The following is a 16,303-nucleotide window of genomic DNA, read 5'->3' on the forward strand; positions in this document are numbered from 1 at the left end:
CTATCCGGATAAGGCGCCGCGTCAGCGTTGCAGCGCCTTGCGAAAGAAGACCGCGCGCTCGGTTTCGGCGAAGCCGAGCGCGCGATGCAGCGCGTGCGACGCGGCGTTGTCGAGCGGCGCGTCCGACGCGAATTCGGTGCAGCCGCGCGCCTCGCCCCACGCGGCGGCGGCCGAGCACAGCGCGCGCGCGACGCCGCGGCGGCGCGCGGCCGGAGCGACGAAGATGCCTTCGAGAAACAGCACGGGCGACGTATCGCAGCCGTTCACGTAGTCGCGCCGAACAGCGACTTCGGCGAAGCCGAGCGCGGCGCCATCCGCCGCCGATGCGATGAAGCAGGCATGTCGATCCGGCGCGCCGAGTTGTCGCGCGATGTCGCGCGCGTGTGCGGCGTCGTCGGCATGCGGCCACAGCGCGCGCCGAAGCCGACGCCATGCGTCGTCGTCGGACGCCTCGGCGGCGCGAATCGTGAAATGCGCAAGCGAGTGCGTCAAGTTGCCTCAGTCGCCGCGCGTGCGGCGTTCACCGCTTGCGCGACGCGCTCGACGAATTCGCGGTCGACGCTCGTGATCGCCTCGCGCTTGCCGTCGGGCATGTCGACGATGAGCCGATGCGTGACGTCCTGCGTGGTCCACGCGAGATAGCCGACGACGACGAGCATCACGCCCGCGACGAGCGTCGCGCTCGAGCCGAGCGAGCCGCCCGCGACGGCGGCGGCGACGCCGATCAGCGAGATCGCGTACGGAACGATCTTGTTCTTCCTGACGGTGAGAACCTCGACGCCGCGAATCTCGCGCAGCGCAAAGATTTGCCCGGCGGCGGACAGGCCGTTGCGCGTGACCATGACGCCGTGTTCGTTGAAGGCGTTTTCCATCAAAAGGGTGTCAATCGAAAACGCGCAGCGTAGCAGATTTGACCGATGCGCGAACGAGGCCCGCTGACGCACGACGCCGACATCGGGAACGAGCGTCGCGCGCGGCGAACGGGCGAATCGGCAAGGACTGCCGGCCACGGCGGCGGGAACGCGGCCTGGCCGGCGCGGTTCGCGAATGCGACGAACGGGGAGCGGCTCGCGAGCGCGGCGGATCACGCCGGCTCATCGGGCGAAGCGGCGAAAGAAGGGATGGAACGTGAAAAGCGAGGGAAGAGAGAGGCGAGCGCGCCGGCAGCGAGCGAAAGCCGCGCGTTGGCGCGGGAGCGCCGAAGCGCGCGCGGCCGGGGCGTGCCGCGACGTGTGCGCAGGCCCTCGTCGCGCCGAGCGGCGAACGAAGCCGCGGCGCTTGTCAGTAGAGCGCGGTGCCGCCTTCGTACAGACGCCCGGGCACGTGCGACGCGACCGCCTCGGCGATCTCCGCCTCGGTGCTCTCGGCCGGCACGACCTGGCGGCGCGCGGGCGCATCGAGATGCATCGTCCATTCGACGAGCCGATACGGGCGCCCCCACGGGCGCTGCATCGCAACCGACACGCGGCAGCTTTGCACGGGGAACGCGTGTTCGTGCGTGAGTAACGTGCGCAGGCCGCTGAAAACGGTATCTTCGACCATCGTTTCCTCCGATCCTGTCTTGCGTTGGACGGTCTACGCCGCCGCAATCCGGGTAAAAAAAATGCCGCCGATGCTCAGGCGGCCAACAGGGGGGGTGTGAGCATCCTCTCAACCCAGAATTAAACGAAACTTAAAAGCAGCAAAAAAAGCGCCCCGCACGAGGCGGGGCGCTTTTGCCGTAGTGTGCCGCGAGTTGTCGAGCGAATGCTCAGAACTTGTGGCGGATACCGACGCGCGCGGCGATCTGGTTCTTCGAGCCGGTGCCCGACGTGTTGAAGTAGCTCGTGCTCGAGCCGATCTGCGCTTGCAGGCCCTTGCCCGACGCCTGCTGATAGACCGCGAGCAGGTAGACGTCGGTGCGCTTGCTGAGCGCGTAGTCGAGCGCGCCGTTGACCTGGTTCCAGTGGCCCGAGTTCGCCCCCGACACGCGCGAGTACGTGTAGCCGACGCCCGCCGACAGCGCCGGCGTGAACGCATACTTGCCGCCGGCTTCGTATGCGTTGTACGTCGTGCTGCCGCCCGTGACCGGCTCGAGGCGCGTGTTCGTCCACAGCGCCCAGACGGTTGCCGGGCCCCAGATGTAGCGGCCGCCGACGCCGAGGCTGCGCAGGTCGCGGACGTTGTTGATCGTCAGGTTCGCGATGTTGGTCGTGAACGCCGGCGTCGATTGGCCCGGATAGCGGATGTCGGTGTACGCGGCGCCGAGGCCGATCGGGCCGTTCGCGTAGTTCAGGCCGAAGCTGTACGCGCGCGACGAGCCGGGCGTCGTCGTCGTGCCGTTCGTCGTCGCCGGCGCGCCGGCGAACGACGTCGAGTTCGAGAAGCCGTACAACGCGCCGAACGTGAAGCCCGAGTAGTTCGCGCTCTGGAACTTCACCGCGTTGTTGATGCGGCTCGACGTCAGCTGGTCGATGTCGTTCACGTGGTACGCGTAGTTGCCCGCGACCGTGTTGCCGCCCGTCGAGTAGTTCGAGCCGAGGATGTCGGTCGAGAACGAGTACTGACGGCCGAACGTCAGCGTGCCGGCGTCCTTGTGCGACAGGCCGACATAGGCCTGGCGGCCGAAGATCGCGCCGCCCTGGCCGATCGTGCCGTTGCCGCTGTTGAAGCCGTTTTCGAGCACGAAGATCGCCTTCAGGCCGCCGCCGAGGTCTTCTGCGCCGCGCAGGCCCCAACGGCTGCCCTGGGCGATGCCGTCGTCGTACTTGAAGAGCTTGCTGCTGCCGTTGGCGCTCTTGCTGTGGTTCACATAGCTGACGCCGGCGTCGATGAGGCCGTACAGCGTGACGCTGCTTTGTGCGTGAGCCGCGCTCGCGGTCGCGGCGAGGATAGCGGTGGTCAACAGTTTCTTGTTCAAGGCAAATCTCCGAGCAGTAAGAATGTTTGCGGTTCCGCTGCGCTCTTTAAGGCGTTTGGAAGGGGAACGGAAGCGCACTGTATCGACGGGGCGCTTAATGAATATGACAATTGCGGACATGTTCACGGTGTGTCGCGCCCACGCCACACGTGATGATGGCGACTTGCGCCGGCCGCGTTATACCGATTTGGCCGGTTGATTGACCGGGCGCAGGAATATATGTATGAAAATTGCTTGGTTTGTCCCTTCGACGCCACATGCGACGATGCGCGCTTTCCACACGACGGGATGCGAGGACAAGCCATGCAACGATTTGTTTCGATCTTCCGCCGGGCGGCCGGCGGCGCGGCGTTTGCAATCGCGGCAACGCTCGCGCACGCGGGCGGCCCGGCGCTGAAGATCGGCACGATGAGCGGCCCGGACGCGCAGATCTGGACGGAGGTGACGAAGGTCGCCGCGCGCGACGGGCTTGCGATCAAGGTGATCGAATTCAACGATTACGTGCAGCCGAACGCGGCGCTCGACGCCGGGGATCTCGACGCGAACGGCTTCCAGCACCAGCCGTTCCTCGACAGCCAGATCAAGCAGCGCGGCTACAAGATCGTGAGCGTCGGGCTCACGTACACGTCGCCGATGGGCTTCTATTCGAAGAAGCTCAAATCGCTGAAGGATCTGCCCGTCGGCGCGAAAATCGGGATTCAGAACGATCCGTCGAACGGCAACCGCGCGCTTCTGCTGCTGCAGAAGTACGGGGTCGTCAAGCTGAAGCCGGGCGCCGGCGCGAACGGCGTGAACGCGACGCCGCTCGACGTCGCCGAGAATCCGAAGAAGATCAAGCTCGTCGAGCTCGACGCCGCGCAGCTGCCGCGCGCGCTGCCGGATCTCGACGCGGCGTCGATCAACACCGACTACGCGGTGAAGGCGGGGCTGTCGCCGGTGAAGGACGCGATCGCGATCGAGGACCTGAAGGGCCCGTACGCGAACCTGATCGCGGTGCGTGCGCAGGATAGGGACAAGCCTTGGGTGAAGAAGCTCGTCGCCGCGTACGAATCGGACGACGTGCGCAAATTCATCGAAACGAAATTCAACGGTGCGATCATTCCGGCGTTCTGACGAACGAGGCCGACAGGGGCGGGCGGCGCGCGAAGCGTGCGCCCGGAAGCATCGCAGCGAGCGGTGCTCATAAAGGCTCGGGCGGGACGCGCCCGTCCATTCGAATAGAGCCGGTAAGCAACTCGCCCGCATTGCGCGGGCGAGTTTTTTTCACGTGACGGTTCGATGCACCGCCGCCGCCGCCGCTCGCGCGCTCAGGCCGACAGCAGTGATCCACTGCGGATCGGCGTCGCGCCGGCGATGCGCGCGACCTCCATGCCGGCCGTCGCGAAGCGCGCGATCTGCCGCGCGTACAGCACGCCGGACACGCTGCTCTTGAGCGTGACGACGCGGTCGGTCAGCGGATCGACGATGTCGGCCACTTCCTGGCCCGCTTCGATCCACACGCCGACCGGCGTGCGGAACACGATCACCCCCGACATCGGCGCGACGAGCGGATCGGTGCCCGCGAGCGGCGTCGCCGCGAATTCGAGCGGCGGCTGCGGCGCGGGCGCGCCGTCGATCGCGCCGCGCAGCGTCAGGTATTCGATCAGCGCCTGCGCGTCGTGCTCGGCGAGCTCGTACGACACGTCGCGTTCGCTGCGCAGCTCGACCGTCACCGAGATCGTGCCGTTTGGAATCGGATGACGCTCGCCGAAGCGATGGCGCAGCTCCGACCAGCAGAAGCTGTGGATCTCGTCGAACGGATTGCCCACCGAGTTCAGCGCGAGCAGCGACGCCTTCGCGCCCAGATAGCGCGACAGCGGCTCGACGTCTTCCCACAGGTCCGGATTCGTGTAGATGTGCATCACCGCGTCGCAGTCGCAATGCAGGTCGAGCACGATGTCGGCGTCGTGCGACAGCCGCTGCAGCGCGAGCCGCTGCGATTCGAGCTCGGTGCGCGGCTGCTGCTCGTCGAGCGCCTCGCGCATCGCGCCGCGCACGGCGGCGAGGTTCGCGGCCGCGTCGTGCGTGAGGCTGCCCTCGATGCGCGGGATCACGAGCGCCGCGAGGTCGTGGAAATTGCGGTTGAAGTTCTGCATCGAGCCGAGCTCGAAGCGGCCGAGGTGATCGCCGAACACGTGCTGCGCGAGGCCGATCGGATTCGCGACCGGCACGACGACGATCTCGGCGCGCAGCTTGCCCGCCGTTTCGAGCGCCGCGAGCTTGCGGCGCAGCAGCGTCGCGACGAGCATGCCGGGCAGCTCGTCCGCGTGCAGCGACGCCTGGATGTACACCTTCTTCCCGCTGCGCGGGCCGTAATGGAAGCTCGTGATGTGGCGCGCCGTGCCGACGGCCGGCGAGATCAGCGGATGGGTCTGCGTTTGCATGATGGGAATGAGCGGCGCAGCCGCCGCGCGTCGTTCGATGTCGGTGAATCGATGATTGTACGTGGATCGTCGCGGATGCACCAAACCTGTGCTGTATGCGCACGGTTTTTCTGTTCAATCAATGACTTGCGTCGAAATTCGCGCATTCGGCGGATCAAAATTATGGCGATTTTTTAATCGATACACTGTTGGCCGCAGCGGGTGCGGGGCGTCGATTTTTTTTAGCGTGAGCGCGCGTGCGGCGAAGGCGCGGCCGGGGATCGATCCGATGACAGTGAGCGAACTGCAGTTGACGGGCAGCCGGGCGGGCTTGCCGGGCGCGCGCGAGACGAGCGCCTACTTGCCGTACGTCGACGGCCTGCGCGCATGGGCGGTGCTGTCCGTGGTGCTGTACCACCTGGACGCGCGCTGGCTGCCGGGCGGCTTTTCCGGCGTCGATATCTTTTTCGTGATTTCCGGCTTCGTCGTGAGCGCGTCGGTCGCGAATCGGGGGCCGATGTCGTTCGGGCAATTTCTTTTGTTTTTTTACGCCCGGCGCATCCGGCGAATTCTGCCGGCGCTCTTCGTGGTCTTGCTCGCGACCGGCCTGCTCGCGGCGCTCTTCATCCCGGCTTCCTATCTGAGCGACAGAAACCAGAAAACCGCGCTGCTCGCATTCTTCGGCTCGAGCAACGTGATCCTCGGCGCGACGGGCGGCGATTATTTTTCGCCGAAGGCGGAATTCAACCCGTATACGCATACCTGGTCGCTCGGCGTCGAGGAGCAGTTCTATGCGATTTTCCCGTTGCTGTTCTGGCCGTGGATCGCGGGCAGGGACCGCCGATACGTGTCGACCGCGCTGTTCGCGGCCGGGCTCGGCGCGTCGCTCGCGTGGGCGCTCTGGACGGGCCCCGCGCGGCACGCGCAGGCGTTCTATTTCATCTTCGGGCGCTTCTGGGAACTTGCCGCGGGCGTCCTGCTTCATCAGTGCATGGCGTGCTTCGGATTCGCGTCGGGCAAGCCGGCGCGATTGCCGGCGACGCCCGCGATCCGGGCGGGCGCGTGGGCGTCGGCGGCCGCGGTGCTGGCCGGATTCGTCGTGTCGAGGCCGGCGCTCTATCCGTTTCCCGGCGCGATCGTTCCCGTCGCCGGCACGCTGGGGCTGCTCGGCTTGCTGCACGGGCGCGGGCATGCGGGACCGATCTCCACGGCGCTCGAGAACCGGGCGCTGCGCTTCGTCGGCAGGATTTCCTATTCGCTTTACTTGTGGCACTGGCCGATCTTCGTCGTGCTTCGCTGGACGGTCGGGCTCGATTCGGCGGGCAGCCGCGCGTGCGCGCTGGTGCTCGCGTTCGCGCTGTCGGCCGCGTCGTATCGCTTCGTCGAGACGCCGTTTCGGCGCGGAGCATCCGCGCGGCGGGCGCCGCGCTTCGTCGTGCTCGCGTGCGCGGCGGGCGCGATGGCGGCGGGCGCGGCATTCTCGTCGATGCTGGCCGCCGCGCAGCCGCAGCTATCGCTCAGCACCGTCGCGCGAAATCGGCTCGACTGGTATCCGTACGGCGCCGACACGAACGCCGCGTATCCGGGTTGCGTCGCGGATGTCGACAGCGCCGACGTCGACGGCGGCAAGCTTTGGATCTATTCGCGCAAGCACTGCGACCTGCGGCCGGCAAGCCGGCATCGCGTGTTCGTGATCGGCGATTCGCACGCGATGGCGTATGCGGGCATGTTCAAGCAGTTCGTCGTGCGTACGGGCATCGCCGTCTATTCGTACAACAACGCGGGATGTCCGTTCGTCAGCCTGCAGCCGTGGCGCGAGCGCGGCGATCCCGGATGCCGCCGGTACGGCGACGCGGCGCGGCTGGACATGCTGTCGAAGCTCGAGCCCGGAGACGTCGTGTTTCTTCCGTCGCTTCGCCTGCCGCGGCTGACCACGCAGTGGGCGTTCGTCGGCGACGAAGCCGCGCGCCGCCTGATGTTCGGCGGCGATGCGGCCGAGCAGCGCGATCGGGCCGTTGCGGCCGCCATCCCGGTATTGCGGGACATCGAGCGACGCGGCGCGCGGATCGTGCTCGAAGCGCCGCCGCCGGTTTTCCGGATGGTTCCGTACCGCTGCTCGGACTGGTTCAATCGACGCAACGCGATCTGCGCGCACGGCCCGCTCGTCGGCCGTGGCGAGATCGACGAACTGAGGGCGCCCGTGCTGGAATCGTACGCGCGGATCGCCGCCCGGGTGCCGGACGTCCGCACGTGGGACCCGCTGCCGCTCCTGTGCGGGGAGAAGACGTGCTCGGCGTACGACGGCGGGCGGCCGTTGTTCTTCGACGGCGACCACATCAGCGGCTATGGAAATTCGCGCGTGCTTCCGGGTTTCGAGGCGTTCATGCGTCAGATGATGGGCGCTGCGTAGCGAGTTGCTTGCGCCGTGCCGATCGGATCGAGGCGCGAGGCGATCGCGAGCGCCGACGGTCGATGAAGGGAAGGCGCGCCGCGATGGGCCGTCTCGATAGCGCGACGTGACGAGACTCGCGACGAGCCGGCGCGGCAGGTGGATGAAAAACGGGCGGACAAAAATCGCGCAGACAAAAAGCCGGCAGACAAGAAGCCGGCAGGCGAAAGGCAAGCTGTCGGCGGCCGCTTCGTCGGCAGACTCGCGCGCCGGGACATTCCGATCCGGCTCACGTCGAGCGGCTCCGCTGTCCGACGGCGACGCGTGCCCGATGGCGACGCGTGCCCGATGGCGGACACCGGCGCGGCCGCGCGCAAAAAAACGGGCTTCGCCGCGAAGCGAAGCCCGTTTTCGCTGCGAACCGCGGCGGCGCGCCCTGCCGGACGCGCCGCGCGCGAGCCGGCTTACTTGCCGTACACGTTGAAGTCGAAGTATTTCTTCGCGATCTTGTCGTACGTGCCGTCCTTGCGCATGTCGGCGATCGCCTTGTCGATCTTCGCCTTCAGATCGGTGTCTTCCTTGCGCAGGCCGATGCCCGCGCCTTCGCCGAGCGTCTTCGGATCGTCGAGGTCCGAGCCGGCGAACGCGAAGTCCTTGCCGCGCGGCGTCTTCAGGAAGCCGATGTCGGCCTGCACCGCGTCTTGCAGCGCCGCGTCGAGGCGGCCGGCGATCAGGTCGGCGTAGACCTGGTCCTGATTCTGGTACGGCTGGACCTTCACGCCCTTCGGCGCCCAGTAGGTCTTCGCGTAGGTTTCCTGGATCGTGCCTTGCTCGACGCCGACCGATTTGCCCTTCAGCGAATCCGCCGTCGGCATCACGTTCGCGCCCTTCTTCGCGACGAGGCGCGTCGGCGTGTTGAACAGCTTCGACGAGAACGCGATCTGCTCTTCACGCTGCGGCGTCATCGACATCGACGACAGCACGCCGTCGAACTTGCGCGCCTTCAGCGCGGGGATCATGCCGTCGAAGTCGTTTTCGATCCACACGCATTTGGCTTTCACACGCTTACAGATCTCGTTGCCGAGATCGACGTCGAAGCCGACCACTTTGCCGTCCGGGCCTTTCGATTCGAAAGGCGGGTAGCTCGCGTCGACGCCGAAACGGATCGTCGACCAATCCTTCGCCTGGACGCCGCCTGCCGACACGGCCAGCAGGGCCACGGTCAAAGCCGCCAAGAATTTTTTCACTGTTATTCCTCGTGTAGTTCGATGGTTGCGCGCGGTCGTGCCGCGGATGCGCTTGCTGCCCGGCGCGGCAGCGGCCGGGCTGACTGGTGCCCTCGTCCGGTGCGGGGGACGAGCGGTGCGCCAAGCTTACCAAGACAAAATAGCGCGAGGCTGCCTAGTGGAAGACCCGATAGCGGTCCGGCGCGCGCCGAGGCGGTTTGCGCGGCACGGCGCGACGTTGCCGCTCGAGGAATGATTTACGTCAACGTTTCGTCGGCCGCCTGGCGAAGACATGCGATGAACTGCGTGACGGCGGGCGTCGGCAGCAGGTCGCGGCGCGACAGGATCGACAGGTCGTAGCTCGGCAGCGTGTCGTCGAGGCGCGCGGCGCGAATGCCGAGCGGCGCGACCATCGCCGCGAGCGGCTTCGTGAAGCAGCCGATCACGTCCGAGCGCGCGACGAGCCCGAGCGTCACCGCGAACGACGACGGCGCGCGCAGCAGCCGCTGCGGCAGCGGCAGCCCGTGCGCGTTGAACATCGACATCATCACGCTGTGCGGAAAGTGATCGGCGCCGACCGTGACGATCCATTCGGCGTCGAGCAGCTCCGACAGCCGCCGCGCGCCCGCGAGCGGATGGCCTTCGCGCATCGCGACGACGAACTCCGTCGAGCACAGCGGCAACTGCGTGAAGTCGCGCTCGAGCGCGGGAATGTGATGGATCGCGGCGATGTCGAGCTCGCCGTTGCGCAGCCGCGCGAGCGCGTCGGGCACCGTGACTTCCTCGAGCGACAGGCTCACGCGCGGCATCGTCGCGCGAAACTTCATCACCGCGCGCGGCAGCGCGGTCAGCGCGATCGACGGCATCGTGCCGACCGCGACGCGCCCGGACAGCTCGCCCCTCACCTGCTCGACCGCCTCGACGGTGCGGCGCATGTCGCCGAGCAGCTGTTCGGCGCGCGGCAGCAGCGCATGGCCGCACGCGGTGAGCTCGACGCCGCGCACGCTGCGCACGAGCAGCTCGGCGTTGAGCGCGCTTTCGAGCTCGCGGATCGTGTGCGTGATCGCGGGCTGCGTGACGCCGAGCTCGCGCGCGGCGGCGCGCAGGCTCTTGTGGTGGGCGGCGGCGACGAACGCCTGCAGTTGCTGGAGCTTCATGGCGGCGAGGGCGGGTGATAAACGCAGTTTATCGCGGTGAAAAAAACTGCATCTTATTGAATCGTTATGGCGTGGCTATAGTGGCCCGCTTCTGCGCGTCCGATTGTCCGGGCGCCGCCGTCACGGAGCCTTCGATGAACGACGCACGCTTGACCGGGGTCGACGACCTCGCCCCGCTCGCCGACGAATTGCGCGAAATCCGCCATCGCATTCACCGCCATCCGGAGCTCGCGTACGAGGAGCTCGAGACCGCCGCGCTCGTCGCCGGCAAGCTCGAGGCGTGGGGCTGGCAGGTGGCGCGCGGCGTCGGCGGAACGGGCGTCGTCGGCACGTTGCGCGCGGGCGACGGCGCGCGCCGCGTCGGCGTGCGCGCGGACATGGACGCGCTGCCGATCGTCGAGGCGACCGGGCTGCCGTACGCGAGCGCCGTGCCCGGCAAGATGCACGCGTGCGGCCACGACGGCCACACGACGATGCTGCTCGGCGCCGCATGGCGGCTCGCGCAGACGCGAAACTTCTGCGGCACCGTCCATCTCTATTTCCAGCCGGCCGAGGAGCACGGCGTCGACAGCGGCGCGAAGCGGATGATCGACGACGGCCTGTTCGAGCGCTTCCCGTGCGACGCGGTGTTCGGGATGCACAATCATCCGGGCGTCGAGCCGGGCGTGTTCCTCACGCGGCGCGGCGCGTTCATGTCGGCGGGCGACAAGGCGGTGATCGAGATTCACGGCGTCGGCGGCCACGCGGCGCGGCCGCATCTCGCGGTCGATCCGATCGTCGTCGCGGCGAGCATCGTGATGGCGCTGCAGACGATCGTCGCGCGCAACGTCGATCCCGCGCAGCCTGCCGTCGTCACGGTCGGCTCGCTGCACGCGGGCACCGCGAACAACGTCATTCCGAACGGCGCGCGGCTCGAACTGTCGGTGCGCTCATTCGATCCGGCGGTGCGCGCGCTGCTCAAGCGCCGCATCGCGGCGCTCGTCGACGCGCAGGCGGCGAGCTACGGCGCGACGGCGAGCGTCGAGTACATCGAAGGCTATCCGGTCGTCGTCAATTCGGACGACGAAACCGATTTCGCCGCGCAGGTCGCGAAGGAACTGGTCGGCGAGCGCAACGTCGTCGAGCAGGCCGACATCCTGATGGGCAGCGAGGATTTCGCGTTCATGCTGCAGCGGCGGCCGGGCTCGTTCGTGCGGCTCGGCAACGGCGCGGGCGAGGACGGCTGCATGGTGCACAACCCGAAATACGACTTCAACGATCGCAATCTCGTGATCGGCGCGGCGTTCTGGGCGCGGCTCGTCGAGCGGTATCTCGGGCGGTAGGCGTGCGCGTCGGCGGCGCAGACGCGTTTGCGGAGCGCCGGTGGGGCGGCCGGGCGGCAAATCGGCGGATTGGTGGATCGGTGGATCGGCCGGTGCGCGGTTCGCGACTGATGCGCGGTGCGCGCGGGCGGGCGTTGCCGACCGACGCGGGCGGCGCGCGCGACGCCTGGACGGTTGCCGCGCGCCGCTTCCGCCGATTCGATGGCTTCGATGCCGGCTCGCCGGACTTCGTTGCTTGGTGTCGCTACGCGTCGCTTCGAATAGGCCGTGTTTGTCGGCTCCGCGAAGCGGCGTGCGAATGGGTTGCAAGTTGGCGTGCGAATCGGTGTGTGAAGCGGTGTGTGAGTCGGTATGTGAAGCGGCTTGCACATTGATATGCGAGGCGCGACGGCAACGCGCGGTTGCGCCTCGCGACGCGCGGCGAGTGGTTTGCATTCGCGGCTCGCGGCTTGTGGCGTGCGGCTCGTGGCGTACGGCGTGCGGCTTGCGGTTCGCGGTCGTGGCCTGGCGTGAGGAAATCGGGCATGCGGATCGCTAGTTTGGGTTGGCGGCCGGCGGGTAACGCGACTGCGGCCGCGGCGCGCGTTTCGTCGCCCGTCTCGACAGCGGCGCCGAGGCGGCGCTGACCGGCTGCCGGCGATGACGCGAAGCCACGTGTCTCGTCGCTTGCCGCGCGGCACGAGAGGAACACGAATGACGACGGCCGGCCGATTTCGGCTGACCGCTCGCGAGCCGATTGCGATCGCAGCGAGCGACGCGCCGCTCGCGCCGGCGAGGGGCGCGAGGGGCGCGAGGAGCCGGCCGGCCGAAGCGGGGCGGCCCGTCGGCTGCCGATCGCGGTTCCGATTCGGTTCCGAGATATTCCAGGAGGAGACGACGACATGCATGACGACAATCTGACGATGCCCGCCGCCGACCGCGCGGGCGCCGCCGCAGCCGCATCCGCGCGCGCGGCGACCTCTCGCGCCGCGCGCGGCGGCGCCGTCGCGGCGGCGGTGATCGGCAACTGGCTCGAGTTCTTCGATTTCACCGTCTACGGCTTTTTCGCGGTGATCATCGGCAAGCTGTTTTTCCCGTCGCACGACGCGACGACGTCGCTGCTGCTGTCGGTCGCGACGTTCGCGGCGGGCTTCTTCACGCGCCCGCTCGGCAGCGTCGTGCTCGGCGTCTACGCGGACCGCCGCGGCCGCAAGGCGGCGCTGAACCTGACGATCATGCTGATGGCGCTCGGCACCGGGATGATCGCGCTCGCGCCGACCTACGCGCAGATCGGCGTGCTCGCGCCCGTGATCGTCGTCGGCGCGCGGCTGATGCAGGGCTTTTCGCAAGGCGGCGAGTTCGGTGCGGCGACGTCGACGCTCGTCGAGCAGGGCGGCGCCGCGCGCCGCGGCTTTCGCGCGAGCTGGCAGCTCGCGACGCAGGGCGGCGCGGCGCTGATGGGCTCCGGGTTCGCGGCGCTGGTGTCGAACACGCTCGCGAAGGACGCGCTCGAGAGCTGGGGCTGGCGCGTGCCGTTCGCGCTCGGCGTGCTGATCGCGCCCGTCGGCATGTATCTGCGCCGCCGCCTCGCCGACGACGCGCCGGGTGCCGGCCATCACGGCGTCGACGGCGGCGTGCTGCGCGAGCTGTTCGCGCAGCACGGCCGCACGGTGCTGCTGCTGACGCTCACGGTGATGGGCGGCACGGTGTCGACGTACATCCTGACGTTCTACATGCCGACCTACGCGATCCACACGCTCGGCTTGCCGATGAAGCTGTCGATGTTCGTCGGCGTCGCGTCGGGCTGCGTGATGCTCGTCACGTGCCCGCTATTCGGTTGGCTGTCCGACAGGATCGGCAGCCGGCGCCTGCCGATCTTCGTCGGGCGCGGCGTGCTCGTCGCGCTGCTGTTTCCGGCATTCGTGCTGATGAACCGCTATCCGTCGCTTGCGGTCGTGATGCCGCTCACGGCGCTGATGCTGCTGTTCTATTCGATGGGGTCGGCGTCCGAGTTCGCGCTGATGTGCGAATCGTTTCCGCGCCGCGTGCGCGCGACCGGCATCTCGATCGCCTATGCGCTCTCGGTGACGCTGTTCGGCGGCACCGCGCAGCTCGTCGCGACGTGGCTCGTGCGCGCGACGGGCAGCAAGCTCGCGCCCGCCGCGTACGTGGCCGCGTGCGTGACCGTGTCGCTCGTCGCGGTCGGGATGCTGCGCGAGACGGCGGTGGAGGCGGTCGATTGAGTGCGTGACGGCGCTCGGCGGCGCGGCGCGCGAGCGGTTCGCGGTGCGCCGTCGCCGGCCGGACGCGGCCGACAAATTGGAAGAGAAGATGGGGGCGGCAGCGGCGTGTCTTGAATCTCGACCCCGAGCTCCCACCGAGTCACGAGCTTACCGAGGCCGTTTTTCAAGATTGAAGTGAGCCGAAGAAATCGGGCGGGGCGCTCGGAGGTCGAGGCCTAGCGTCCGAATCACAAAGTCCCGAGGCAACGCCCGAGTTCGAGCCCGAGCCCTGAGTCCCGAGGTCGGGCCTAAGCCTCGAGCCTCGAGCCTCAAATCTCAAATCTCAAATCTCAAATCTCAAATCTCAAATCTCAAATCCCGAGCCCGAGCCCGAGCCCGAGCCCGAGCCCGAACCCGAACCCGAACCCGATCTCGAACCCAAGCATCGGGCTCCAAGCCAAGTGCCGAGCCCAAAGCCGAGGCTCGAGCCTCGAGCCTACGCCCAAGGCCAGCGAACCCTGAACCGCCGCCGGTCCCGCTCGCCGCGCCAGCCTACGCCCGATTCCGTTCGTGCGGCGACCGCGCGCCGCACGCGCGCAGGATCAGCCGCACGACCTCGTCGGTCGTCGCGTCGAACGCCTTCGCCGACAGCGCGCGCTTGCCGGACAGCGCGACGATCTGCGCGTCGAAGTCCGCGTAATGCTGGGTCGTCGCCCAGATCATGTAGAGCAGCGTCTTCGGCTCGACCGGCTCGACGAGCCCGCGCGCGATCCAGCGCTCGATCAGCGCGAGCCGCGTCTGCATCCACGGCTTCACGCGCTCGAGCAGCAGATCCTGCATGTGCTCCGCGCCGCTGATGATCTCGTTCGCCCACACCTTCGAGCCGAGCGGCCGCTTGCGCGACAGCGCCATCTTCGCGCGCACGTATCCGCCGAGCGCGGCGACCGGGTCGTCGCCGACGTCGAAGCTGTCGGCGGCCGCGTGCCAGTCCTCGAGCAGATCGTCGAGCAGGCGCCGGTACAGCGCGAGCTTCGTCGGAAAGTAATAGTGCAGGTTCGCCTTCGGCAGCCCGGCGCGTTCCGCGATCAGCGCGGTGCTCGCGCCCTCGAAGCCGCGCTCGGCGAACACGGCTTCCGCGCACGCGAGCAGGTGCGCTTCGTTCAGCTCGCGAATGTGCGCCTTGCGCGCGCGGCTCGGCGCGCGGGCCGCCTGGGTTCGCGCGCGGGGCGCGGGCGTGTCGGGAGGCGTCGTCGTCGGATCGTCGTGTTGCATGGCGTGCGCTCGTGGTCTGGCGGCAACGGGAGGCCGTCATTGTAGACGCCGCGCCGGCCGGCCGGCGCATCGCGGCCCGCCGGCGGCCGTTTCGCCGCGGTTGCGCGACATCCTTTTTTTAATTCATTGAATTCACGGCGCTAATGCGCTATAACCTGACCATTCGGACAGGATTCGATCGGCGAGCGGCGCTGCTTGATAAAGCAAAACAAAGATAGGGCCGTGCAAGCGCCGCCGTGCCGTTCTGGCCGAAGATGAAGCGGAGAGTGCGCGCTTGGGGGCAGGGCGGCTCCCAAGCGCGCCAATGTCAGCCGCGGCGCGCGACGAGCTGCGACACGGTCTGCGAGGCTTCCAGCAGCGGTTCGAGGAACGCCTTCACCATCTGCTTCGCGGTGTGCCGCTGCGCATTGCCGCTGATGTTCATTGCGGCGATCACGTGGCCGCGCCGGTTGCGGATCGGCGCCGACAACGAAATCAATCCCGCTTCGAGCTCCTGATCGACGATCGCCCAGCCCTGGCTGCGCACCTGCGCGATCTCTTCCTTCAGCGCCGCGGGCTCGGTGAGCGTGCGCGGCGTGTACGCGCGCAGCGTGCTTTGCGCGAGCGTGTCGTCGAGCGCGGCGTCGTCGAGTGAAGCCAGCAGCACGCGCCCCATCGACGTGCAGTAAGCCGGCAGCCGGCTGCCGATCGACAGGTTGATCGTCATGATCTTGTGCGTCGGCACGCGCAGCACGTAGACGATCTCGGTGCGGTCGAGCACGGCTGCCGAGCAGCTTTCGTGGATGCGCGCGGACAGTTGCTCCATCACCGGCTCCGCGAGATTCCAGAACGGCATCGACGTCAGATACGCGAACCCGAGATCGAGGATCTTCGGCGTGAGGCGGAACAGACGGCCGTCGGCCTCGACATAGCCGAGCGTCTGCAGCGTCAGCAGGATGCGCCGCGCGCCCGCGCGGGTCAGGCCGGTCGCGGCCGCGACCTCGGTCAGCGTCTGCTCGGGATGCTCGGCGTCGAACGCGCGAATCACCGCGAGTCCGCGCGCGAACGACTGGACGTACGAGTCGCCGGGTTTTGCCTCAAATTCTGTGCTCATGGCCGGTTGGAATAATGTGCAGCGGAGAAGATTAGCGCATGGGGTCGGGTTGCGCCAACCCGCGCCCCGCATGGCCACGCGCTTGACGGGAACCGGTGCGCTCCCTATGATCGCACGGGAACGTTCGATTGACGATCTTAAGTTCATGGATCGAACAATCGTCGGGCGATTATCGCGACATTTTCGAGGCGAGCGGGGCGGCGCATCGCGCCGGGCGGCTCGCGGAACCAGACCGACCGGAGACGACATGACCGAAGCATTCCTGTGTGACGCAATCCGCACGCCGATCGGCCGCTACGGCGGGGCCCTCGCGCCGGTGCGGGCCGACGACCTCGGCGCCGT

At 68.0% G+C, this 16,303-nt stretch carries 13 protein-coding genes; 4 read left to right on the plus strand and 9 right to left on the minus strand.

Features of this window, described 5'->3' with window-relative positions; all coding sequences use genetic code 11:
* Positions 1-21 precede the first annotated feature (21 nt).
* The 4 genes from aac(6') to X946_RS24240 form a co-directional block, all read right to left on the minus strand.
* Positions 22-492, minus strand: coding sequence for an aminoglycoside 6'-N-acetyltransferase (gene aac(6'), locus X946_RS24225; protein ID WP_038753084.1), 471 nt, complete (start codon positions 490-492; stop codon positions 22-24).
* Positions 489-872, minus strand: coding sequence for a DUF6232 family protein (locus tag X946_RS24230; protein WP_038753086.1), 384 nt, complete (start codon positions 870-872; stop codon positions 489-491). The genes aac(6') and X946_RS24230 overlap by 4 nt, the downstream gene beginning before the upstream one ends.
* Before the next feature lie 409 nt (positions 873-1,281).
* Positions 1,282-1,542 carry a DUF2866 domain-containing protein gene (locus tag X946_RS24235; protein ID WP_038753088.1) on the minus strand — a complete coding sequence of 87 codons (261 nt, stop codon included), beginning with the start codon at positions 1,540-1,542 and terminating at the stop codon, positions 1,282-1,284.
* A gap of 208 nt (positions 1,543-1,750) precedes the next feature.
* A complete protein-coding gene (locus X946_RS24240; RefSeq protein ID WP_038753090.1) occupies positions 1,751-2,899 on the minus strand; it encodes a porin in 1,149 nt (382 codons plus the stop codon).
* Between the two features lie 303 nt (positions 2,900-3,202).
* On the opposite strand from X946_RS24240, the gene X946_RS24245 reads away from it, so the two are divergent.
* Positions 3,203-4,012: a MetQ/NlpA family ABC transporter substrate-binding protein gene (locus X946_RS24245; RefSeq protein WP_038753092.1), complete on the plus strand. Its 810-nt coding sequence runs from the start codon at positions 3,203-3,205 to the stop codon at positions 4,010-4,012.
* A gap of 194 nt (positions 4,013-4,206) precedes the next feature.
* On the opposite strand, the gene X946_RS24250 is transcribed toward X946_RS24245, so the two are convergent.
* Positions 4,207-5,322: a succinylglutamate desuccinylase/aspartoacylase family protein gene (locus tag X946_RS24250; RefSeq protein WP_038753106.1), complete on the minus strand. Its 1,116-nt coding sequence runs from the start codon at positions 5,320-5,322 to the stop codon at positions 4,207-4,209.
* A gap of 268 nt (positions 5,323-5,590) precedes the next feature.
* On the opposite strand from X946_RS24250, the gene X946_RS24255 reads away from it, so the two are divergent.
* Positions 5,591-7,711 (plus strand): acyltransferase family protein, encoded by a 2,121-nt coding sequence (locus X946_RS24255; RefSeq protein ID WP_038753108.1) that lies wholly within the window; start codon positions 5,591-5,593, stop codon positions 7,709-7,711.
* A gap of 443 nt (positions 7,712-8,154) precedes the next feature.
* Here X946_RS24255 and X946_RS24260 read toward each other — a convergent pair whose 3' ends face one another.
* Entirely contained in the window at positions 8,155-8,937 is a 783-nt protein-coding gene (locus X946_RS24260) for an ABC transporter substrate-binding protein (RefSeq protein WP_038753094.1), read from the minus strand.
* Between the two features lie 236 nt (positions 8,938-9,173).
* Positions 9,174-10,073 (minus strand): LysR family transcriptional regulator, encoded by a 900-nt coding sequence (locus X946_RS24265; RefSeq protein WP_038753096.1) that lies wholly within the window; start codon positions 10,071-10,073, stop codon positions 9,174-9,176.
* A gap of 134 nt (positions 10,074-10,207) precedes the next feature.
* Here X946_RS24265 and X946_RS24270 point away from each other — a divergent pair, with 134 nt between their 5' ends.
* On the plus strand, positions 10,208-11,395 hold the full coding sequence (locus X946_RS24270; RefSeq protein WP_038753109.1) for a M20 aminoacylase family protein: 1,188 nt from the start codon (positions 10,208-10,210) through the stop codon (positions 11,393-11,395).
* 881 nt (positions 11,396-12,276) lie between these two features.
* Positions 12,277-13,617, plus strand: a complete 1,341-nt coding sequence (locus X946_RS24275) for an MFS transporter (protein WP_038753098.1) — start codon at positions 12,277-12,279, stop codon at positions 13,615-13,617.
* 531 nt (positions 13,618-14,148) lie between these two features.
* On the opposite strand, the gene X946_RS24280 is transcribed toward X946_RS24275, so the two are convergent.
* Both X946_RS24280 and X946_RS24285 read right to left on the minus strand, forming a co-directional pair.
* Positions 14,149-14,868, minus strand: coding sequence for a TetR/AcrR family transcriptional regulator (locus X946_RS24280; protein WP_038753100.1), 720 nt, complete (start codon positions 14,866-14,868; stop codon positions 14,149-14,151).
* 307 nt (positions 14,869-15,175) lie between these two features.
* Positions 15,176-15,961 (minus strand): IclR family transcriptional regulator, encoded by a 786-nt coding sequence (locus X946_RS24285; RefSeq protein WP_038753102.1) that lies wholly within the window; start codon positions 15,959-15,961, stop codon positions 15,176-15,178.
* Positions 15,962-16,303: the final 342 nt, after the last annotated feature.

The organism is Burkholderia sp. ABCPW 111 (genome assembly GCF_000773065.1).
Lineage (GTDB): Bacteria > Pseudomonadota > Gammaproteobacteria > Burkholderiales > Burkholderiaceae > Burkholderia > Burkholderia savannae.